This window comes from Bradyrhizobium sp. 195 (assembly GCF_023101665.1).
In the GTDB taxonomy this organism is placed as follows: domain Bacteria; phylum Pseudomonadota; class Alphaproteobacteria; order Rhizobiales; family Xanthobacteraceae; genus Bradyrhizobium.
On sequence record NZ_CP082161.1, the window covers coordinates 3,964,077 to 3,984,426 of the forward strand.

Genomic DNA, 20,350 nt, shown 5'->3' on the forward strand with positions numbered 1-20,350 from the left:
GGGCCATGTTCGGATACGGTTCGACCATCATCAGACGCCGCAATCGCTGCGCCGCATTCGCGCGGGACAGCAGGGGCGCCACGGCCGTCGAGTTCGCGCTCGTCGCCGCGCCGTTTCTCGCCCTCGTCATCGCACTCATTCAGACGTTTCTGGTCTTCTTCGCCCAGCAGATGCTCGAATCCGTCGTGCGCCAATCGGCGCGGCTTGTCATGACTGGACAGGTTCAGTCCGCGAACATGACGCAGGCCGTTTTCAAGCAGAAGGTCTGCGACCAGGTCGTGATCCTGTTCACTTGCAACGGCCTGATGATCGACATGCAGGTCGCGACCTCGTGGAATTCCGCGAACACGGCGTTGCCGACCCTGACCTACGATGCATCGGGCAAGGTCTCCAATGTCTGGCAGTACGATCCGGGCGACGCCGGCGATATCGTCGTGCTCCGCGTGATGTACGAGTGGCCGGTCGTCCTCGGCCCGCTCGGTTTCAACCTCTCGAATCTCAGCAACGGCAATCGGCTGATCATGTCGTCTGCCGCGTTCCAGAACGAGCCAGGAGCTACCTGATGATCTCCGCCCTGTCGTCTCGCGCCCGGCACCTGTTGACCGATGTCCGCGCCGTTGCAGCGACGGAGTTCGCCATCGTGACGCCGTTCATGCTGGTGCTCTATATCGGTGGCGTCGAGCTCGGCAACGGGCTCGCCATGAACGTCAAGGTCAGCGCGACCGCGCACAGTGTCGCCGACATGATCACGCAGAACACCGCCGTTAGCACGACCCAGATGGACGGCATTCTCGCGGCCGCGAGTGCCATCATGGCTCCATATCCCACCAAGAATGGCAGCTCCTCCTTGATGACGATCACGGTCTCGCAGGTCTCGACGGACAGCAACGGCAATGCCACGGTGCGATGGAGCAAGTCCACAAGCTCCTCGGGCGCGCGAACCGTCGGTCAGCAGATGACCTTGTCTTCTTTTACCGCGCCAGGCGGCACCACCAATGCCAACATCTCCCTCATCCTGAGCGAGGTGTCTTATGACTACACGCCCAACCTCGGCTTCACCATCGCCGGCACCATCAAGCTGTCCGACAGCTACTATCTGTTCCCGCGCTGCTCGACCAACGGCCCGGGCGGCTCCTCGAGCTTTCCCTATTACGACGTGAAATATGGAACGGGGGTGACCACCTGCACCTGCGTCCAGCATTTGCAGCAGAAGACCTGCTAGCCTCACGGGGGCGCGGGGCAGGGCGATCGCACACGGCATTTGCGCGAGTTGAGCGCGCGCCTCGTCCTTGCGGGCGTCTCGAAGGATGGCCACAGGCCAAATCGCCCATATGCGATTGCCCGCGGGAGCGGCACTCCTTCGCACGTCGAAGTAAGGCCCGCCAAGGCATGCTCGCATTCACCCGCGAGCGGCGCCGGTACACTGTCGCTGCACAGGCTCGGCAGCGCATTCAGCCGACGGTTGATTTTCCAAACCGATCGGTCTAATTAATCTCCATGAGCAGCGAAGCCCCGGTTTCAGAGCCGCCTCGACGAGGTCGTCCTCCGAAGGATCAGTCGCAGCCGAACGCGCCGCGCGCCCGCTTGCTGCGCACGGGCCTGGCGATTCTGACTGAAAAGGGATTCAGCGCCGTCGGCGTGGAGGAGATCCTGGCCTCCGCCGACGTGCCGAAGGGGTCGTTCTATCACTACTTCGGCAGCAAGGAGGCTTTTGGTCTCGCGCTGATCGATGCTTATGCCGCCTATTTCGCCCGCAAGCTGGATCGATGGTTCGACGATGCAGAGCGGGCTCCGCTGGAGCGCCTGCGCAATTTCATCGCAGACGCCCGCTCGGGCATGGCTCGCTACGGCTATCGACGCGGCTGTCTCGTCGGCAATCTCGGACAGGAGATGGGGGCGCTGCCGGAACCGTTCCGAAAGCGCCTGGCTGCCGTTTTCAGGGATTGGGAGATGCGGACCTCACGCTGCCTCCGCTTGGCGCAGGAGACGGGCGACATCCCCAAGGGTATCGATTGCGATAGCCTCGCGCATTTCTTCTGGATCGGCTGGGAAGGTGCGGTGCTGCGGGCGAAGCTGGAAAGACGCCCCGATGCGCTCGACGTCTTCGCGCGAGGATTTCTCGCGATGATCCAGGCCAAACAAAAGGATCCACGACGGTGAGCAATAGTTTCAGAGCGATCCTGATCGAGTTGCCGCTGCGGTGCGGGGACGCGTGATCGTACCGATTTCCATCTGACTAACACCGAGGATAACCATCGCCATGACCCAGGCACTTGCAATCAGCCGCTTTCCCGTCCCTGATCTGGCCGACATGCCGGACGACATCCGGGCCCGGATCCTGGCTGTCCAGGAGAAGTCCGGCTTCATTCCGAACGTGTTTCTCGTGCTCGCGCACCGGCCGGACGAGTTTCGCGCGTTCTTTGCCTATCACGATGCGCTGATGGACAAGCCCGGCAATCTCACCAAGGCCGAGCGGGAAATGATCGTGGTTGCGACCAGCAATCTCAATCAGTGCCAGTATTGCGTCGTCGCGCATGGCGCGATCCTGCGCATCCGCGCGAAGGATCCGCTGATCGCCGATCAGGTCGCGGTCAACTACCGCAAGGCTGACATCACCGATCGGCAGAAGGCGATGCTCGATTTCGCCGTGCGCGTCTCGACCGAGGCCTACAAGGTTTCCGAAGCCGATTTCGCCACTCTGAAATCGCACGGCTTCACGGAAGACGACATGTGGGACATCGCCGCGATCTCGGCCTTCTTCGGCCTCTCCAACCGGATTGCCAACGTCACCAGCATGCGTCCGAACCCAGAATTCTACAGCATGGGACGCGGCTGACGGGGCTGACTGACATCTTCGGCAAACACGCTCGTCCGTGCGGAATGGAGAACGGTCATGGAACTCTCATCCCGGCAACTGGCCTTGCAGGAAAGGGCTGCGGCGCTCTCGAACGGGATGATACGCACGCGTGCTGCCGACATCGATCAGTCGCGTGAATATCCATGGGACGTCGTCGAGGCGCTGAAGGCCGAGCGCTTCATGGGAATGACCATCCCGCCGGAATATGGCGGCGAGGGTCGAAGCTTCCTCGACACGGTGTTGGTCATCGAGGAAATCGCCCGGTCCTGTACCGTCTCCGCGCGCATCGTGGTCGAAGCCAACATGGGCGCCATCTCGACCGTCATGGCCTATGGGACCGAGGCGCAGAAGAAGCGCGCTGCCGATCTCGTCCTCGGAGGCGACAAGCCGGCCATTTGCATCACGGAGCCCGACGCGGGGAGCGATGCGAGCGGAATGACCACGCGAGCCGACAAACGTGGCAATCGCTACGTGCTCAACGGCAGGAAGCATTGGATCACCGGCGCCGGAATATCCCGTCTCCACCTGATCTTTGCACGCGTGTTCGATGAGAGCGGAGAGGAGCTGGGCGTCGGCGGCTTCCTGGCCATACGCGGCGAGGCGCAAGGGCTCCGCGTCAGCAAGCGCGAAACGACGATGGGGCTGTGCGGCATGCCCGAGGGCGAGCTCGTCTTCGAGGACCTCGAGATCACGCCGGACATGGTGCTGCTGCCGCCATCGGGCTTCAAGCGCGGCTTTGCCGACCTCATCAATGCCTACAACAGTCAGCGCGTCGGCGCCGGCACGGTCGCCATGGGGATTGCGGCGGGCGCACTGGAGCACGCCATCGCATGGGCGAAGACGCGCGAGCAGTTCGGCCGGCCGATCGGCGAGTTTCAAGGTCTGCACTGGATGCTCGCCGATATGCAGACGCAGCTGACCGCATCGCGCCTGATGCTGCACGCGGCGGCTCTTTCGCGCGGGCCGGGCGGCAGCGCATTTCCCGATCCGATGCTTGCCGCCCAGGCGAAGATCTTTGCCTCGGAAGCCGCGATCAAGATCGTCAACGATGCCCTGCAGGTGTTCGGAGCGCGCGGCTATTCGCGCGACTTTCCGCTCGAACGCATGGCGCGCGATGTCCGCATGTTCACGATCGGCGGCGGCACGGCTCAGGTGCTGCGCACTTTGGTCGCGGGCAGAGTCCTGGGCTGGAAGCTGCCGCAGACGCGCGATGGCTACGTCGCGTCGAGGGACCTTACGGAAAAGAACTAAGGCGCCGTCGTGAGTGACTGCGGCGTCCGGATTGGGACTCGAGGGAGAGGTGCAGAGATGACAGACTTCGTGACGCCGCAGAAGATGGCCGAGATGATTCCGTCGGGGTGCAAGCTTGGTTTGGCGCCGGATGACTACGCCGCGGCCCCCGGATTGGTTCGGATGCTGATCGATCGAGGCATTCGCGATCTCCATGTGGTCTGTGCGCCGATTGGCGGCATGCAGGTCGATATGCTCATCGGCGCCGGCGCCGTGGCAACGCTGGAGACCAGCGCCGTCAGTCTCGGCGAGGCGGGCGGCGCGCCCTGTTTCAGCCGGGCTGTCCGCGACGGATCCATTCGCCTCCGCGACGCGACTTGTCCCGCGGTGTTCGCGGGCCTGACCGCCGCGGAGAAGGGGGTTCCGTTCATGCCGATCCGCGGCATCATCGACAGTGACGTCTTGAAGAAACGGGACGACTGGAAGGTGACGTCCAACCCGTTCGACGATGGTGAGCAGATCGTCGTGGTCTCGGCGATTCGGCCCGACATCGCATTGTTTCATGCGCCTGAAGCAGATCGGTTTGGCAACGTTCGGCTGGGGCGTCGGCGCGAAACGATGCTGCTGGCCCATGCGTCGAAGAAGGCGTTCGTGACGGTCGAGCGCATCTCCGATGTGTCCCTGCTCGAGGATGAGAAAATGGCCGCGGGTGTCTTGCCCGCGATCTACGTGAGCGCGGTGGCACAGCTTCAGAACGGTGGATGGCCGACGGGGCTTTACGCGGAGTATCCCAGGGACGGGCAGGAGATCGAGAAATACGCCCGAGCGGCGCGGTCGCCGGAAGGATTTTTGGCCTACGTCCGGGACTCCAGGAGCGTCGCATGAGCGAGGCATGCACCAGCCGTGAGTTGATGATCTACACGATCTCGCGGCTGCTGAAGGGCGTGCGGCATGTTGCAGTCGGTCAATCGTCGCCGATGCCGGCGGCTGGAGCGATGCTGTTGCGGGCGATCAACCAGCGTGACGGACTGGAGCACGTGCAGGTCTCGATCCTCGGGTCGGTCAAGCACAATTCCTTCACCGGGGGTGCCGAGGAGTTGTTCGATTGTGCCGCGCAGGGACGCCTCGACGCCTTCTTTCTCGGTGGGGGCCAGATCGACGGCCAGGGCAATATCAATCTCGTCGGCACCGGCGACTATCCGAACAATCCGGTCAGATGGCCCGGCTCGTTCGGCTCCGCCTACCTGTATTTTCTCGTTCCGCGAGTCATTCTGTTCCGTGAAGAGCATAGCCTGCGATCCCTGGTTGAGCGCGTCGACTTCGTGTCTGCCCCGGGTGTCACCGACGAGACGGTCTATCGGCGAGGCGGGCCTCATGCGCTGCTGACCAATGCGGCGCTGTTTTCCTTCGAACGGGAGGCGGGACGTTTTCGCCTCGAGAGCACGCATCCCGGCTACGATTGGCGCGACATTCGCGGCACGACGGGCTTCGCGTACGATAACGAGCAATGCGAGGTCACGACGCCGTCGCCGGACGAGGCGACACTGGCATTGATCCGGGGACGAATTCGGGAAGAACTGCGCGAATGCTATCCGCAGTTCGCGGGCAATATGCCGGGTCCGTGTTAGGATCTCGCGTCTGGCATTTTGCGACTTGTGTCAATTTAGGGCGCGTACTCGTCATCTGTGTCGATGTCTGCTTCCCTTCGATACCGACCGTCTATGTAATCGCGTTCGGGAGTGGAAGCGCCTTAGACGGGAGCCGAACGCCCATGTCTCCTTTGGGTCAGGCATCGAAGAACTCAGAACGAGTATCCCGGCTGCTCTGCCCCTCATTGCCGACAGGAAAGACTTCGGATCGAGTTTGTCGCGAAGGGCCAGAAGCTGAAGTGTCGTTATCGCGGTCGTGTGCTATTCCGTTCTGGCGCCGTCAGCCCGCACCAAATAGGGAGCTACAATGAGCCGATCCATAAAGGTCGCTGCAGGATTGTTTGATAGTCGACCGTATGGCTTTGCTCAGGTCGCAGTCGTCCGGACGCCGTTCGGCGACGTTGCAAATGTTTCTGGCCAAGTCGCTTGGGATGCCGATCGAAAAATCATTGGTGTCGGTGACATCGCGCGTCAACTTGAAAAGAGCCTCGAAAATCTAGCTGTCGCACTGGCTTCGGTTGGCGCGACGCTCAATGACGTCGGCGCACTTCGCCTCTACATCAAGCAGGAATATCTGCACGAAAGCGAGGCGATCAGTGGCGCGCTCAGGGCAACATTCGGAGATAATCCGCCTTGCGCAACGTGGATCGGGGTGCCGAGCCTCGCCAACGACGCGTTTCTGATTGAGGTGGAGCCTTCCAGCGTTTTCCTTGCGCGCGTCGTGTGAACGTCCGCTTTGGGTCACAAGCCGACGCGTGGCGGGCAGTGCGGCAAGGTCAACTATGGGCCATGTGTGGACGGCTCCGGGTTGGCAAGAAGAATCTTCACGCTGCAGGGATTGGTCGGAGCAGCCATGTGTTCGGCCTTTTCGCGCGGTATACGTGACCGCTGGCCATAATGCCCTCCGCGGATCAGGTCCCGGTCAAAAGCACGCATTCGAGATGCCATGGCCCATGTGGGTTGTCCTGATCGCCGGATCGACCGGCACTGCATTACGTGCTGTTCGTCCTCCCAACCGTTACGTCACGTCGGATATGCCCGACGCGATCTCGTTTAGGCCGCCAGCGCGGCCGGTTCCTGATAGCGTTCGTTCCTGGCCATCATCGCCCAAGCAATCCGGGCGAGTTTGTTGGCTAACGCGATCGCCGCGACCTTGGCGGGCCGCCGGGCCAACAATCGTGTGAGCCAGGGTCGATGATCGGGGCCGTGAATCTTGGCGTAGCGGATCACCGCGAGTGCGCCAGCCGTGAACAGGCTACGCAAATAGCGATCGCCTTGCTTGGTAATGCTGCCAAGCCTGTCTTTGCCCCCGCTCGAGCTCTGCTTTGGCACGAGACCGACCCAAGCCGAGAAGTCTCGCCCGGATCGGAAGGCTTTAGGATCGGCAATGCTGGCGACCAGCGCTGTTGCCAGCGCCGGACCGACGCCGGGAATAACATCAAGCCGCTGGCTCGTCGCGTTTGATCGATGCCAGGCTATGATGCGTCGGTCGAACTCAAGGATGCGAGCCTTTAGAGCGCACAGTTGTTCGCCGAGAGCGGCTAGGCACATCCGGGCGACCTCCGGGATCCGGTCTTCGGCTTTATCGGCGACGACTTCCAGTAGTTGCTCGACACCTCTGCGTCCGACGGGAGCGACGATACCGAACTCGGCAAGATAGGCGCGGATTGAATTGATGACCGAAGTCTGCTGCCGGATAAAAAGATGGCGCGCTCGATGAAGCATTAGGCAACTCTGTTGCTCGATTGTCTTGGTCGGCACAAACCGCATATTGGGTCTCGTGACCGCCTCGCAAATCGCCTCTGCATCGGCCGTATCGTTCTTCTGCCGCTTGACGTAGGGCTTCACGTAACCCGGAGGCATCAACCGCACTGTATGCCCCAACGCCTGCAGTTCGCGGGACCAATAATGGGATGACGCGCAAGCTTCGATTCCCACCAAGCACGGCGGCAGCTTCTCAAAGAAGGAATGCACAAAACGGCGTTTTAACTGCCGGCGCATCACCACCTGACCGGCTCCATCGACGCCGTGCACCTGGAAGACCGACTTTGCGATATCCAGACCAATCGTCGAAATTGACTGCATAGGCTGCTCCTCCGAATCGTGGGAGCTTTAAACGGCGCCCACTCCTTGGCACTCTCGTGCCCGTGGAGGAGCCGTCCACAGCATCATAAGCGGAAGTTTCGCACGCGCTCGCTACGGTCGGTGCGGGTCTTGTCAGGTCTCAGATGAGGCCGAAAGTGATCGCGATTAAGAAGAACACGACCAGCCCGATGGCGACCATCTTAAAGATGTAAGCGGCCTCGACATCGTGCCCAAGCCATTCGAAGTCTGGCCCCCATAGGACGGTTGCAACGAACCCCAGAACCAGGGTCGTGATCAGCAGGATCACGTAGACGGTGTCCATCAATTGAGCCTCACTCGCGGACGCTGGAGTGTCTCACAAGCTGAGGCACGTCTGCGTGCTGTTCGTGCCCTGATCCGTACAGCCAAAGGCCATAGCCAACGGCAAAATGAAAGAGGGTGAATGCAAGGAGTGCTTCCAATACGTTTCCATCTAGGGGGAATTGCTCGACAAGGCCCCACCCGACGATCATGGAAAAACACTTCGCGAACACGATGCAGGCGAGCGCACGCCAGAATTTGCGAGGAAGGAGGATCACTTCGAACGACATCAGCACAAGGCCGATAGTCGAAAGTACCTCTATTGCAAAATTGATGATCTGGCCCGGGTCATACGACCCTAGATCGCGAAGGCTGAAACTCGCGAGCAAAACATTGACGAGCGCAAAAAGCTTCCAAGCGCCCATGTTGATCTCCCACCGGTAGTGCGACTCTAGGTAGATATCATGGGTAAATATCTCGCTTAGAAACCTGGCTTAAGTGTAGTTACGGCAAAAGCTCAAGACTTCGGAAACAGGCACTGCGGAACCAGCCATCAGACCGAGTACTCGAAGTCCGCAATGGGTCAAAAGCGGAATATTGGAGCTGCTCAAGACACGATCTGCTCTGCCTCCCAAAGCGGACAAGCCAGAGCTTCAGCTGAACGTTGCCATCGGGCCATGAGCGGACTGGGTCTACCCAGGTGGGTCGACTTCTCCACGGCGGCTAAAGGCAATGCGAGCGTGGCAAGGCCCTGCCGACGACGGAATTACTGGCTTGCCGCCGCAGCGGCGGTCGCCACATATTTCGTGTAGAATTCGGCGACCCGGCCGCGCCACATACCGACGAACGCCTCGGACGTCACGTTGTCCACCGATTTCCAGGTGCGCTTGAACGCCGGAAGTGCATTGCCCCAAATCGCGCGTTTGCACCACCTCTCACCCTTCTCCTTGCCCTCGCTGGTGGCGCACATGGATTTCCAGGCGGTGCGAGCGGGCCGGCTAATGTGCTGAGCGGCGCCTTCCCAGCCCTGCTGATGGATCAGGTAAAGATCGCTCATGTCCGGCGTCCGGTGCGTGATCCACCCGAACTGGACGCCTTCGGTAATGATTTTGTAGGCGGCCGCAACGGCGTTGTCCCGCGGATTGCGAATCTGCCCGAAGCCGAACTTCCCGAACTCGTAGTGGCTCAGCTGAAACAGGCCAATATACGACCCGGTGCGTTGATTGGGGTTGAAACCGGATTCGATCTTTGCAACTGCCATCATGAAATTGAAATCGAGACCAAATGCGTCGGAAGCGCGTTTGATCTCTTCGGCCGGCGTTCCGACCGGAATGTCCTTGAACGCACGCAAGACGATCTCCGCCGGTTTCTCGGCAGGCGGCAGTTCGGACCAGACGTAGTAGATCAGATAGCGGAAATCCTGCGTCGACGCCGCTTTCGGAGCATCGCTTGACGCATCGCGCGCTGCCGGCAGCGGTTGGACGATATCCTGTCCCAACGACGCCAATTTTGGCGCGACGGGCTCATCGACGATCTCGGCCCCCGTGCTCAACGGCGCGGAACCTGCTGACGTCACCGAGCCAGGCTCTGCTCTTTCTGCCCGAAGCGCTGCCGCAAGTCTGGCGGATGCCTCTTCGTACAACGCAGGTGTCACCATGTTCGCAGGAGCTGTGATGTTCGCAGGAGCCGCTATGTTCGCTGCAGCTTCCGGCATGACATCCGGTACCGTCCCGGCCAGTCTGTTACCCGCGGCCAGACAAAGTCCCACGGATGCGAGAGCCGCCACGATGCAGCTGGTCTGCCAAACCTTCATTACCCGAAGTCCAGGGATGGCTTCTGTACAAAGGCTGTTCGCATGTCCTTGCGCCTGTGGGTGAGGGTTCTTCGTAGAATCTTAAGGTTTAAATGTGGTGAACGAGGCAGGCCTTCTGCCGCGCCATCATCCGATGTGTCCCGATTTGGGTCACAAGCGGCCCCGGCGGGAGTCGTGAGGCACGGCCATGGGTCCTTTTTCGGCGGACGCACCGGGATCATTGGCTGGTCAGATGTTCGCTTTTGCCCATAAGCGGCGACCGGGGCTGGGCCGGGAGCGTTGCGGTCGGACGGCCCCTCATGATTCAAACTCCCAAACTTGGAACGCCGTAATGAATCCGCGTCCTGGTATCTTCGTGGCCCGGGTCCTCGATCTAAGTCCACGATCCCCCCGTATCTCGGCTAAAGTGCATGGGGTTGTTTCCTCGCTTTTGGTCGACCGCTCCCTGCGGGCGCTTCCGTCTGCCGTCGCTGCTCTGTCAAAATTCGCTTTACAAGAATTCGGATATGCCGTATGTTTTGCGCATCCCACCCGCCGCAAGGGGCGTTTCGCGATCGTCACGGGACGCGGGCTGGGAGGCGGTGGCCGCGACGGCGTTGGCGCGCTGGGCAGGCTGCAGGGCGGGAATCCCCGTGAGCAGCGGCACGCGCGAAACGACACGGCGCCGACAGCGTCCTCGTTCGGCCGCGATGGCGAGCGCACGCCAGCCGTCGCGGACAGGAGTGGGGATGTGCGCGGACGGCAAAATCGTGTGGTCCTGACGCCCGGGGTCTGTGCGTCAAGTGTTGCGGTGATGCGGTGGCCCAACCGGGTTCGCGCATCAGCCATCCGCAAGGCGACGGGGGCAATAGTGCATCGCTCCCCGGGGAGAGCACGACATAAGCCGTAAATCCATCCGTGCAGGGAAGGCCGGTCGTTCCGGCGTCACCTGTAGTCCACCCCGTGCGCGTCTTGTTCGCACACGGGACCGCGGGTGCCAGCCGGCGCCCGGCCTTCCCTGCGCCCTTTCTCAAGAAGGGAGCAACGAAGAGAGCAAAGCTCGGGCGAAATGAGCCGCGAGAACGCGAAGGTGTGTCTGCGATGACGATGCGATGTGAAAGAGCGACGCCGCCCCCACGCACTCCGTCATTGCGAGCGCAGCGAAGCAATCCAGACTGTCTCGGCGGAGGGATTCTGGATTGCTTCGCTGCGCTCGCAATGACGGCGTGGAGGCACCCGGGCAGACTCGTTCCCCGGACGCGGCTCAGCAGCGCAGCTTGTCCGGGACACGGCGCCTCACGCGCTCTCCGTCTCCCGATGCACGTCGTGCACCACGAGGCCCATGCCTTCGTCCGGCATCTTGATCCAGTCACGGCGCTTCAGGGTGCGCTTGGTGTCTTCATAGCCGCTGGTCCAGTGCTCGCGCATCGAGGTGCCCGAGAATTCGTGGTCCTTGGCGTCGCCCTCATAGGCCTTCTGCTGGTAGATCAGATGCAGGATCGCGATCTCGGGCATGTTGCGCAGGCTCGCCTTGAGCTTGCGCTCCTCCTCGGAGAGCTGCTCGTCCGGCAATTTGGCCAACGCCTTGTAGAGCAGGACCTTGAGGTTGTGGGTGCGGCGATAGACGTCGGTGTTGTGGCGCGTGCGCGAGGAATACATGATGTCCTTGTGGCGGGCCATCACGTCCTGGATCGAGCGCGGCAGCACGCCCCGCGCGCTGAACAGGTCGACCTGGAACACCAGCGAATTGAGCGCGTCCTCCTGGTCGAGCAGGTGCTGCAGCGGGGTGTTGGAGACGATGCCGCCATCCCAGAAATGATCGGTGCCGATCCGCACCATCGGCAGCGCCGGGGGCAGGGCGCCGGAAGCCATGATGTGCTCCGGCTCGATCTCGTCATGGGCGTTGTCGAAATAGATGAAATTGCCTGAGAGCACGTTCACCGCGCCGACAGCGAAGCGGACCTTCTTCTCGTTGATGAGGTCGAAGTCGACGAGCTCGAGCAGGCTCTCCTTCAGCGGCATCGTGTCGTAGTAACTGGTGGCGGTGCGTGCGCCGACCGGGCTGAACCAGGGATTGATCTGGTGCGGGGTGAAGAATCCGGGCTGGCCCATCGCCGAGGTCATCCACGCGCTGGTGAAGTTACGCCACTGGCGGAAGTCGTCGCCGTCGGGCGTGTAGTGCCAGATCTTGCGGTTGGTGATGCGCTCCCAGAACGTGCGCAGTGCCTCCAGCCGTTTCTCCGGCCTGTTGCCGGCGATGATGGCAGAGTTAATTGCACCGATGGAAACACCGCAAACCCAATCGGGTTCGATGCCGGCCTCGTGCAGCGCCTGATAGACGCCGGCCTGGTAGGCGCCGAGCGCTCCGCCGCCCTGCAGCACCAACGCGACGCGATCGCAGCGCTCGGGGCGCCAGCCGTGCGCGGGAGGCTGTTGCGTCTGATGGGTCGGTTGCGGCGTGCGGGCGTCCATGGCGTGCCTCCTGCATGCCCCGAACGATTGCGTCCTGCCGTGACGCGCTGATGACAATGCCGGCTCGCGCGCATCGACTGCATGCAAGGCTGCTGCAGCGGAATGACGAGAGGTCACGTCCCTGACGGAAATCCATCACATCGCAGTCAACGAGGGTCGCTAGCAATTCGCGCCAAGCCTGTCGCCGCCGGGGCGGGCATCACAGAAGGCATCACGCGAGGAGACCAGCGATGCGCAGGGAAGACGTGCTGAAACTTCCGTCCATGCCGGCCGCCGGGCCGAGCTATCCAGCCGGGCCCTACCGCTTCGTCAATCGCGAATTCCTCGTCATCACCTACGAGACCGATCCCGACTTGATCCGCGCCGGCCTGCCTGAGCCGCTGGAGCCGATCGGCCAGCCGATCGTGCACTACGAATGGATCAAGATGCCGGATTCATCCGGCTTCGGCAGCTACACCGAATCCGGTCTCGTCATCCCCGCGCGCCTCAATGGCGAGGAAGTCAATTTCGTCTCGCAGATGTATTTGGACGATGATCCGCCGATCGCGGCCGGCCGCGAGATCTGGGGCTTTCCCAAGAAGTACGCTCATCCCAAGCTCGAGATCGTCAAGGACACGCTGACGGGCACGCTGGAATATGCCGGCCAGCTCGTCGCCATGGGCACGATGGGTTACAAGCACGAGAGCATGGCCGGCAACGGTGAGCTCACTCGCGCCACGCTGTCGAAGACGCAGATCAATCTGAAGATGATCCCGGGCGTGGATGGCCGTCTCGAAGTCTGCCAGCTCGTCGCGATCAACCTCACCGATATCGTGCCGAAGGGGTCCTGGATGGGGCCGGGTCGGCTGCATCTGGTGCCGCACGTCAACGCGCCCGTGGCGGATTTCCCGGTCCGTCGCTGTCTCGGCGCGCATCATTACATCGCCGACCTGACGTTGCCGTTTGGCCGCGTCGTGCATGACTACATCAGGGAAGCCGAGGCGGCCGCGACAGGGTTGGCGGCGGAATAGGGCGCCATCATCAAACTGTAACACTGGCGTAATTGAGTACCCGCGCGGGTCCGGAAGATGCCGTCAGCCATCTTCCGGATATGGGGCATTGTGGACGGTTGGGGTTGGCCATGGCGGAGCCGGCAAAGTTAGTCACCGCGACAACGGATGCCGAACCGGCCATTCCCGGGCTGGTCTGGGCGTTTCGCCTGCACAGCGACGGCAGTGCCGAGCCGCTACCGATCGACCACCCGATCGAGTTCAGTCATGACGGCCGGCTCTGGCTGCATTTCAACCTGACCGACGCGCGCGTGCGGCCGTGGATCGCGGCGTCAACGCTGCCGCCGCTCGCGCGCGAGCTATTGCTGTCGAACGATACGTTCCAGCAGCTCCACGTCATCGATCACTGCGTCTACGGCGTGTTCTCCGACCTCGTGCGCGAGATCGACAGCCCGACAGAGGAGACCGCGTTCCTGCGCTTTGCCATGACCGAGCGTCTCCTGGTCAGCGGCCGCCATCAGACGCTCTGCTCGGCGGATGCGACGCGCCGCGTCCTCGAAGGCGGTTACCGCGTCGACAATGTCGCCCATCTTCTGGAGAAGATCGTCGACGAGGTCGCCGACACGCTTGACAGGATGGCCGACAAGCTCGGGCAGGAGATCGACGACATCGAGGAGCGGATTCTCGCCGAGGATGCAAAACCGGAGATGCGGCGCAATCTCGGCCGCCTGCGCCGGACTTGTGTGAGATTGCACCGGCAGCTCACCGGCCTGCGCGTGCTGTTTCATCGGCTCGACCAGAAGAACACCGATCACCTGTCGCCTGCCTTGCGGATCCAGGCCGGCAAGCTCGCGCAGCGGCTCGATGGTCTCGACCACGACATCGTCGAGCTCAGGGAGCGCAGCCGCCTGCTCGAGGAGGAGCTGCGCTTCAAGAATGAGGAGGAGAGCAACCGCCATCTCCACACGCTCTCGATCGTGACCTCGCTATTGCTGCCGCCGACGCTGATCACCGGCATCTTCGGCATGAACACCAAGGGCCTGCCGCTGACAGAGGTCGAGAGCGGATTCCTCTGGGCGGCGGTGCTGATGGCCTGCTCGGTTGCGGCGGCCTATCTCTTCATGCGGCGCACGGGCATCTTCAAGTAGCGTATTGATCGTGAGTTGGCGTGCCCAGAGATCTCCGTTGCGACGCGCGGCCACGATTGTGCTGGCGTGCGCGGCGGGCAACACCAGTGCGTTTGCCGGCGCCAAGGATGAGAGCGCGGCCCCATGGTTGTTTCCGAAATGGTTCAACCAATGGCATGACGGCCTCGCCGGCAGGGGCCTGAATTTCGGCGCCACCTACATCGCGGACAATATCGCCAACGTCTCCGGCGGCGTGAAGCGCGGCGCCATCCATTTCGGCCGCCTCGATCTCTCTGTCGATGCCGATCTCGACAAGCTTGTCGGCTGGACCGGCGGGCGATTCTACGCCAATGCCTTCGTGATCTACGGCCAGGGACTCAGCCGCAACTACGCGATGAATCTCGCAACCATCAGCGAGATCGAGGCGCTGCCGGACCAGCGGCTCTATAATGCGTATTTCGAGCAGAGCTTTTTCAACGACAGGCTGAACATCAGGGCAGGTCAGCAAGCTGCCGACGTCGAGTTTTTCGACAGCCAGACCGACGACCTCTTCATCAACGGCACCTTCGGCTGGCCCGCGATCAAGGCCTCCAACTTGCCCGCTGGCGGTCCGGCGCCGCCGATCGCGGTGCCCGGCATTCGCATCAAGGCCGCGCTGACCGACAAGATCACCGCTTACGGCGCGGTGTTCAACGGCGATCCGTCGGGGCCGGGCGAGGCCGATCCGCAGCTGCGCGACCATCACGGCCTGGCGTTCCGCCTCAACGATCCGCCGTGGGTGATCGGGCAGGTCCGCTTCAGCTACGACATCGATATGGGCGGCCGTCCGCTCGCCGGTAATTTCACGCCGGATGCCTGGAAGCATTACGGCTCATTCGACAGCCAGCGCTTTACGGTGCAGGGACAGTCGATCGCCGATCCCGGCGGAAGCGGCATCCCCGCAAAGCTTCGTGGCAATTACGGACTCTTTGCGGTCATCGAGCAGGTGCTCTATCGGCCGCCGTCGGTCACCGAGAACAGCACCTCGGCCTCGCTCCCCGGCGTCACGGCGTTCGGCCGCATCGCCTACAGCCCGCCGGATCGCAATCTGATCGACCTGTACATGGATGGCGGCATCGGCTTCGTCGGCTTCACGCCGGGCCGCCCGCTCGATCGGTTCGGCGTGGCGATGGCCTATATGCGGATTTCGAAAACCGCCCGAAATCTCGATCTCGACACACAAGCCTTCACCGGCGTCCAGAGTCCGGTGCGCAGCAACGAGACCCTGATCGAGATGATCTACGAGGCGCACGTCAAGCCGGGCTGGCTGATCGCGCCTTATTTCCAATATGTATTCCGTCCCTCGGGCGGCATTCCGAATCCGAGCGATCCGAACGGAATATCGCGGATTGGTGACGCCGCGGTGTTCGGCGTCACCACCACGATCAGGTACTAGGCCATCGCGGCTTGCGGCTTCGGCTTGGTTTGCGGCGACAGCGCCAGCACGATCAGCGAGGCGAACACGCAGAGCGCGCCGGCGATGAAGAATGCGGGCAAATAGCTCTGATAGATCGTCCGCGACAAACCGGCGCCGAAGGCGGCGGTGCCGGCGCCGAGCTGATGGCCGGCAAAGATCCAGCCGAACACCAGATTGGCGCGCTCGGGTCCGAACTTTTGCGCAGTGAGCCGCACCGTCGGCGGAACCGTCGCGATCCAGTCGAGCCCGTAGAACACTGCGAAGATGGAGAGGCCGTAGAACGAGAAATCGCTGAAGGGCAGGAAGAGCAGGGAGAGCCCGCGCAGCCCGTAGTACCAGAACAGCAAATAGCGATTGTCGTACCGGTCCGACAGCCAGCCCGATATGATGGTGCCGACGAAGTCGAACATGCCCATCGCAGCGAGCAGGCTCGCGGCCTGCACCTGCGGGATGCCGAAATCGAGGCACATCGGGATCAGATGCACCTGCACGAGGCCAGCGGTGGATGCGCCGCAGACAAAGAACGTCGCAAACAGGATCCAGAACGTCGTCGACCTCGAAGCGTCGCGCAGCGTGCCGAGGGCAACGCCCGTGATCGAGCCGTGGCTGGCGGGCGGGGCGGGCAGGGGCTCGGTGCCTTCGTCGCCGAACGGGCGCAGGCCCAAATCGCTCGGACGGTCGCGCATCGCGAGCAGGATCGCCAGCGCCGAAACGCCAAGCGCGATGCAGACGAAGCCGAGCGCAAGCCGCCAGCCGTAACGTTCGGTGAGGCTTGCGAGCAGCGGCAGGAACACCAGCTGGCCGGTGGCGACACTCGCGGTCAGGATGCCGATAACGAGCCCGCGCCGCGCGGCGAACCAACGCGTCGCGATGGTGGCGCCCAGCACCATCGCAGTCATGCCGGTGCCGATGCCGATCACGACGCCCCACAGCGCCACGAGCTGCCAGACCTGCGTCATGCCGAGCGAGAGCACCAGCGCGGAAACGACGACCAACTGCGCTGCCAGCGTGACGTTGCGCAGGCCATAGCGGTTGAGCAGGGCGGCCGCGAACGGCGCCATCAGCCCGAACAGGATGAAACGGATCGACAGCGCGGAGGAGATCTCGGCCGTGCTCCAGCCGAACTCGTTCTGCAGCGGAACGATGAACACGCCGGGCGCGCCGACCGTGCCGGCGCTGATCAGCGCGGCGAGGAAGGTCACCCCGACCATCACCCAGCCGTAATGGATGTTGCGGCGGGACAATGCCGCCGCGAGCCAGTTCGAGATCATTGCGCCTCAATGGTGGTTTGCGAGCCCCAAAGAGACCCGCATGACCGTTGCAATCTCGCATAAAAAAGGGAAGTCTAAAATGTCAGACTTCCCTCTATTTCGGCCATGGCGCGGGTTAGTGCGCCACTCGCTCCACCGCGATTGCCGTGGCTTCGCCGCCGCCGATGCAGAGCGACGCAACACCGCGCTTCAGGTTGTTCGCCTCCAGCGCATGCAGCAGCGTCACGATCAACCGCGCGCCGGTGGCCCCGATGGGATGACCGAGCGCGCAGGCGCCGCCGTTGATGTTGAGCTTGTCGCGGGGAATGCCGAGGTCGCGCTGTGCCGCCATCGCCACCACGGCAAACGCCTCGTTGATCTCGAACAGGTCGACGTCACCCGCGCTCCAGCCGACCTTGTCGAGCAGCTTGCGGATCGCCGGGATCGGTGCCGTGGTGAACCATTGCGGCTCCTGGCTGTGGGTGGCGTGGCCCTTGATCTCGGCGATGACAGGCAGGCCATTGCGGTCGGCCAGCGAGCGCTTGGTCAGCACCAGCGCGGCGGCGCCGTCGGCGTTGGCGGAGGAGGCCGCCGGCGTGATGGTGCCGTTGGCGCGGAACGCGGCTTTCAGGCCCGGGATTTTGGCGGGGTCGACCTTCAGCGGATGCTCGTCATTGGCGATGATGCGGGGACCCGCTTTCTCGGTCAGCGTGATCGGGGCGATCTCGGCCTTGAACGCGCCGCCTTCGACCGCCTTGCGAGCGCGGCTGAGCGTTTCCATCGCATAGGCGTCCTGGTCCTTGCGGGTGAACTGGTAGGCCTCCGCGGTGGCCTCGCCGAAATCGCCCATGGAACGGCCGGTCTCGTAGGCGTCTTCGAGGCCGTCCATCATCATGTGGTCGATGATGCGGTCGTGGCCGGCGCGATAGCCGCCGCGTGCCTTGGCGAGGAGATACGGCGCGTTGCTCATGCTCTCCATGCCGCCGGAGACGACGATCTCGGCCGAGCCGGCGCGGATGATGTCGTGCGCCAGCATGGTCGCCTTCATGCCGGAGCCGCAGACCTTGTTGACAGTGGTGGCGCCCGTGGCATCGGGCAGACCCGCCGCACGCGCGGCCTGGCGCGCGGGCGCCTGGCCCTGGCCGGCCGGCAGCACGCAGCCCATGAAGACCTCGTCGACCTTCTCGGGCGCAAGCTTGGCGCGCTCCAGCGCCGCGCCGATCACATGCGATCCGAGCTTGTGCGCGGCCAGCGGCGACAGCTCGCCCATGAAGCGGCCAAGCGGTGTGCGGGCGGCGGAGACGATGACGACGGGATCGGCGGCTTCGGCCATGACAAAACTCCCTGCGGTGATGATTGAGATTATGGGCATCATATGATGCGGCGCAAAAAAAGCAACCGCGGCAGGGATGAGAAAATGTCGTGATGAGATGAGATTTGGTCGCTCGAGGGGAGGAGGTGCTTCCAACAGCACACTTTCATCACCCGTGAAAGCGGGTGATGCCGTATTCCAGAGGCTGTCCTGGGATACGAGAGGCCACGGCGTACGGGATGTCCCGGTCCCGGCTCCGCCAAGGCCTGCGGAGTTGCCCGGCGCGCCGGAGCTTTAGCGAAGGCGGCAAGCCGGGGCATGACACCTTTTGATAAGGCACGGAGCAGTTTCAAGACAGAGGCAGCAGCCTACCGCTTCCGATTCACGAACGCCTGCATCAGCCGCGTCGGCTCGTCGGTCAGGAACGACTCGCCGAACACTTTCACGCTCAAATTCACCGACTCAGTCAGCGGCAGTTCCTCCCATTGCCGCAGCAGCGCCTTCTGCGACCGCAGCGCTTCGGGGTCGCATTCGAGCAAAGCCTTGACGACATGCTCCACCTCGGCATCGAGCCCGCCGTCCACCGCAACCTTGTCGACCAGTCCCCAGGCGAGCGCCGTCGGAGCATCGATGTTCTCCGCCGTCATCACCAGCCAGCGCGCGCGGGCCCAGCCGATCAGGCGCGGGAGCAGGGCGGCATGGATCACGGAGGGGATGCCGACGCGCACCTCTGGCATGCCGAAATGCGCGTCATGCGCGGCGATGCGGAAGTCGCAGGCCGCGGCGACCTCGAGCCCGCCACCGAGGCACCAGCCCGGCATGCGCGCGATCACGGGCGCAGGGAACTGGCGCACCGCCTCGCAGAGATCGCGCAGGCGGCTGATGAAGGCTTCGGCGGACTTTTGGTCGAGCTTGGCCATCTCCTTGATGTCGGCGCCGCCGATCATGCTCTTCTCGCTCTGGCCGCGCAGCACCACGACGCGGATGCTCCGGTCGGACGAGAGCTGCTGCAGGCCCTCGCGAACCGCGTCGGTGACGGGCGAGCCCAGAATATTCAGCGAGCCGGCATTGCAGATCGCGACATGCACGACGCCGCGCGCATCGCGCGTCACGCCGCAGTGGGTGTTGAGCATTTCCATCGTGGAACTCGAAGGTTTCGTGGACATGCGCGAGGCGCGCCGGTCATGATCACTTCCGGGCCGAAACGCTCGGCTTGTCAAGCGGGTAGGGGATCGAGTTGCCATCGCGAAGTGCGCGCCATAGTATGATGTAAGTAATATAAAGAGGCTGACATGACCAGTAACGATCAACTCGACCTGTTTTCGCCCGCGCAGCGGCGCGAGCGTGTGGTGGAGTGGCAGGTGCCTGGGCCGATCGCGAAAGTCGCGATGGGCCTATCGGGCATGGACGCCATGCTGGGGATTCGCGACGGCCGGCTGCCGCCGCCGCCTTTCGCGAAACTGATCGGTTTCACGGTGGCGACGGTCGAGCCGGGTCGGGTCGTCGTGGAACTGGAGCCGCGCGAGGATCTCGAAAACACCATCGGTCTCATCCACGGAGCGACCGCCGCCGCGCTGCTCGATACCGCAATGGGCTGCGCCATTTCGACCCGGCTGGAAGCCGGGCACAGCTCGGTCACTCTCGACCTGAAGCTGGCCTTCCTGCGCCCGCTCTCGGTCCGGTCCGGGCTGATCTCGGCGGAAGGGAAGGTGATCAAGCTGGGACGGCAGACCAGCTACGCCGAGGGCTTCGTCCGCGACGGCAAGGGCGCCCTTGCGGTGCACGCAACTGCAACGTTTTCCATGATCGGAGGCAACTTAACATGAATTAA

The 20,350-nt window shown here is 62.9% G+C and carries 20 protein-coding genes; 12 read left to right on the forward strand and 8 right to left on the reverse strand.

All coding sequences use genetic code 11. The features are described 5' to 3' along the window. The first annotated feature begins 5 nt into the window (after positions 1 to 5). From IVB26_RS18105 to IVB26_RS18140, 8 genes are all read left to right on the forward strand, one after another. Positions 6 to 563: a TadE/TadG family type IV pilus assembly protein gene (locus tag IVB26_RS18105; RefSeq protein WP_247972886.1), complete on the forward strand. Its 558-nt coding sequence runs from the start codon at positions 6 to 8 to the stop codon at positions 561 to 563. Beyond that, positions 563 to 1,222 (forward strand): TadE/TadG family type IV pilus assembly protein, encoded by a 660-nt coding sequence (locus tag IVB26_RS18110; protein WP_247972887.1) that lies wholly within the window; start codon positions 563 to 565, stop codon positions 1,220 to 1,222. Before IVB26_RS18105 ends, IVB26_RS18110 begins: the two co-directional genes overlap by 1 nt. Before the next feature lie 362 nt (positions 1,223 to 1,584). Then, the gene (acuR, locus tag IVB26_RS18115) at positions 1,585 to 2,160 is read left to right on the forward strand and encodes an acrylate utilization transcriptional regulator AcuR (protein WP_247972888.1); all 576 of its coding nucleotides are present in this window, start codon (positions 1,585 to 1,587) and stop codon (positions 2,158 to 2,160) included. A gap of 100 nt (positions 2,161 to 2,260) precedes the next feature. Further along, positions 2,261 to 2,836 (forward strand): peroxidase-related enzyme, encoded by a 576-nt coding sequence (locus tag IVB26_RS18120; RefSeq protein ID WP_247972889.1) that lies wholly within the window; start codon positions 2,261 to 2,263, stop codon positions 2,834 to 2,836. Positions 2,837 to 2,893: 57 nt separating this feature from the next. After that, positions 2,894 to 4,108 (forward strand): 3-sulfinopropanoyl-CoA desulfinase, encoded by a 1,215-nt coding sequence (gene acdA, locus IVB26_RS18125; protein ID WP_247972890.1) that lies wholly within the window; start codon positions 2,894 to 2,896, stop codon positions 4,106 to 4,108. Between the two features lie 57 nt (positions 4,109 to 4,165). Then, complete coding sequence (locus IVB26_RS18130) at positions 4,166 to 4,972, forward strand: CoA transferase subunit A (RefSeq protein ID WP_247972891.1); 807 nt, start codon at positions 4,166 to 4,168, stop codon at positions 4,970 to 4,972. Further along, complete coding sequence (locus IVB26_RS18135) at positions 4,969 to 5,715, forward strand: CoA-transferase (RefSeq protein WP_247972892.1); 747 nt, start codon at positions 4,969 to 4,971, stop codon at positions 5,713 to 5,715. Before IVB26_RS18130 ends, IVB26_RS18135 begins: the two co-directional genes overlap by 4 nt. 328 nt (positions 5,716 to 6,043) lie before the next feature. Then, positions 6,044 to 6,463, forward strand: coding sequence for a RidA family protein (locus tag IVB26_RS18140; RefSeq protein WP_247972893.1), 420 nt, complete (start codon positions 6,044 to 6,046; stop codon positions 6,461 to 6,463). A gap of 326 nt (positions 6,464 to 6,789) precedes the next feature. On the opposite strand, the gene IVB26_RS18145 is transcribed toward IVB26_RS18140, so the two are convergent. The 5 genes from IVB26_RS18145 to IVB26_RS18165 form a co-directional block, all read right to left on the reverse strand. Then, positions 6,790 to 7,821: an IS110 family RNA-guided transposase gene (locus tag IVB26_RS18145; protein WP_247967704.1), complete on the reverse strand. Its 1,032-nt coding sequence runs from the start codon at positions 7,819 to 7,821 to the stop codon at positions 6,790 to 6,792. A gap of 139 nt (positions 7,822 to 7,960) precedes the next feature. Beyond that, positions 7,961 to 8,143 carry a hypothetical protein gene (locus IVB26_RS18150; RefSeq protein ID WP_247972894.1) on the reverse strand — a complete coding sequence of 61 codons (183 nt, stop codon included), beginning with the start codon at positions 8,141 to 8,143 and terminating at the stop codon, positions 7,961 to 7,963. A gap of 10 nt (positions 8,144 to 8,153) precedes the next feature. Beyond that, a complete protein-coding gene (locus tag IVB26_RS18155; RefSeq protein ID WP_247972895.1) occupies positions 8,154 to 8,546 on the reverse strand; it encodes a hypothetical protein in 393 nt (130 codons plus the stop codon). A gap of 341 nt (positions 8,547 to 8,887) precedes the next feature. Continuing rightward, positions 8,888 to 9,934 carry a transglycosylase SLT domain-containing protein gene (locus IVB26_RS18160; protein WP_247972896.1) on the reverse strand — a complete coding sequence of 349 codons (1,047 nt, stop codon included), beginning with the start codon at positions 9,932 to 9,934 and terminating at the stop codon, positions 8,888 to 8,890. A gap of 1,275 nt (positions 9,935 to 11,209) precedes the next feature. Beyond that, positions 11,210 to 12,385 carry a patatin-like phospholipase family protein gene (locus IVB26_RS18165; RefSeq protein WP_247972897.1) on the reverse strand — a complete coding sequence of 392 codons (1,176 nt, stop codon included), beginning with the start codon at positions 12,383 to 12,385 and terminating at the stop codon, positions 11,210 to 11,212. A gap of 230 nt (positions 12,386 to 12,615) precedes the next feature. On the opposite strand from IVB26_RS18165, the gene IVB26_RS18170 reads away from it, so the two are divergent. The 3 genes from IVB26_RS18170 to IVB26_RS18180 all read left to right on the forward strand — a co-directional run bounded on the left by IVB26_RS18170 (position 12,616) and on the right by IVB26_RS18180 (position 15,936). Then, complete coding sequence (locus IVB26_RS18170; protein WP_247972898.1) at positions 12,616 to 13,395, forward strand: acetoacetate decarboxylase; 780 nt, start codon at positions 12,616 to 12,618, stop codon at positions 13,393 to 13,395. 110 nt (positions 13,396 to 13,505) lie between these two features. Further along, complete coding sequence (locus tag IVB26_RS18175) at positions 13,506 to 14,522, forward strand: transporter (RefSeq protein ID WP_247972899.1); 1,017 nt, start codon at positions 13,506 to 13,508, stop codon at positions 14,520 to 14,522. A 37-nt stretch (positions 14,523 to 14,559) separates the two neighbouring features. Continuing rightward, on the forward strand, positions 14,560 to 15,936 hold the full coding sequence (locus IVB26_RS18180; protein WP_247972900.1) for a carbohydrate porin: 1,377 nt from the start codon (positions 14,560 to 14,562) through the stop codon (positions 15,934 to 15,936). Here the strand turns inward: IVB26_RS18180 and IVB26_RS18185 are convergent. From IVB26_RS18185 to IVB26_RS18195, 3 genes are all read right to left on the reverse strand, one after another. Beyond that, positions 15,933 to 17,228, reverse strand: a complete 1,296-nt coding sequence (locus IVB26_RS18185) for an MFS transporter (protein ID WP_247972901.1) — start codon at positions 17,226 to 17,228, stop codon at positions 15,933 to 15,935. The two genes, IVB26_RS18180 and IVB26_RS18185, sit on opposite strands and share 4 nt — an antisense overlap. A gap of 115 nt (positions 17,229 to 17,343) precedes the next feature. Beyond that, positions 17,344 to 18,540, reverse strand: a complete 1,197-nt coding sequence (locus tag IVB26_RS18190; protein ID WP_247972902.1) for an acetyl-CoA C-acyltransferase — start codon at positions 18,538 to 18,540, stop codon at positions 17,344 to 17,346. Between the two features lie 347 nt (positions 18,541 to 18,887). Further along, the gene (locus IVB26_RS18195; protein WP_247972903.1) at positions 18,888 to 19,658 is read right to left on the reverse strand and encodes an enoyl-CoA hydratase; all 771 of its coding nucleotides are present in this window, start codon (positions 19,656 to 19,658) and stop codon (positions 18,888 to 18,890) included. Between the two features lie 153 nt (positions 19,659 to 19,811). Here IVB26_RS18195 and IVB26_RS18200 point away from each other — a divergent pair, with 153 nt between their 5' ends. Further along, on the forward strand, positions 19,812 to 20,345 hold the full coding sequence (locus tag IVB26_RS18200) for a PaaI family thioesterase (protein WP_247972904.1): 534 nt from the start codon (positions 19,812 to 19,814) through the stop codon (positions 20,343 to 20,345). Positions 20,346 to 20,350: the final 5 nt, after the last annotated feature.

Bases quoted from the DNA above. Each gene is read 5' to 3' on its own strand.
- IVB26_RS18105 (WP_247972886.1), top strand. From the start codon at position 6: ATGTTCGGATACGGTTCGACCATCATCAGACGCCGCAATCGCTGCGCC.
- IVB26_RS18110 (WP_247972887.1), top strand. From the start codon at position 563: ATGATCTCCGCCCTGTCGTCTCGCGCCCGGCACCTGTTGACCGATGTC.
- IVB26_RS18120 (WP_247972889.1), top strand. From the start codon at position 2,261: ATGACCCAGGCACTTGCAATCAGCCGCTTTCCCGTCCCTGATCTGGCC.
- acdA (WP_247972890.1), top strand. From the start codon at position 2,894: ATGGAACTCTCATCCCGGCAACTGGCCTTGCAGGAAAGGGCTGCGGCG.
- IVB26_RS18130 (WP_247972891.1), top strand. From the start codon at position 4,166: ATGACAGACTTCGTGACGCCGCAGAAGATGGCCGAGATGATTCCGTCG.
- IVB26_RS18135 (WP_247972892.1), top strand. From the start codon at position 4,969: ATGAGCGAGGCATGCACCAGCCGTGAGTTGATGATCTACACGATCTCG.
- IVB26_RS18140 (WP_247972893.1), top strand. From the start codon at position 6,044: ATGAGCCGATCCATAAAGGTCGCTGCAGGATTGTTTGATAGTCGACCG.
- IVB26_RS18145 (WP_247967704.1), bottom strand. From the start codon at position 7,821: ATGCAGTCAATTTCGACGATTGGTCTGGATATCGCAAAGTCGGTCTTC.
- IVB26_RS18150 (WP_247972894.1), bottom strand. From the start codon at position 8,143: ATGGACACCGTCTACGTGATCCTGCTGATCACGACCCTGGTTCTGGGG.
- IVB26_RS18155 (WP_247972895.1), bottom strand. From the start codon at position 8,546: ATGGGCGCTTGGAAGCTTTTTGCGCTCGTCAATGTTTTGCTCGCGAGT.
- IVB26_RS18160 (WP_247972896.1), bottom strand. From the start codon at position 9,934: ATGAAGGTTTGGCAGACCAGCTGCATCGTGGCGGCTCTCGCATCCGTG.
- IVB26_RS18165 (WP_247972897.1), bottom strand. From the start codon at position 12,385: ATGGACGCCCGCACGCCGCAACCGACCCATCAGACGCAACAGCCTCCC.
- IVB26_RS18170 (WP_247972898.1), top strand. From the start codon at position 12,616: ATGCGCAGGGAAGACGTGCTGAAACTTCCGTCCATGCCGGCCGCCGGG.
- IVB26_RS18175 (WP_247972899.1), top strand. From the start codon at position 13,506: ATGGCGGAGCCGGCAAAGTTAGTCACCGCGACAACGGATGCCGAACCG.
- IVB26_RS18185 (WP_247972901.1), bottom strand. From the start codon at position 17,228: ATGATCTCGAACTGGCTCGCGGCGGCATTGTCCCGCCGCAACATCCAT.
- IVB26_RS18190 (WP_247972902.1), bottom strand. From the start codon at position 18,540: ATGGCCGAAGCCGCCGATCCCGTCGTCATCGTCTCCGCCGCCCGCACA.
- IVB26_RS18195 (WP_247972903.1), bottom strand. From the start codon at position 19,658: ATGGAAATGCTCAACACCCACTGCGGCGTGACGCGCGATGCGCGCGGC.
- IVB26_RS18200 (WP_247972904.1), top strand. From the start codon at position 19,812: ATGACCAGTAACGATCAACTCGACCTGTTTTCGCCCGCGCAGCGGCGC.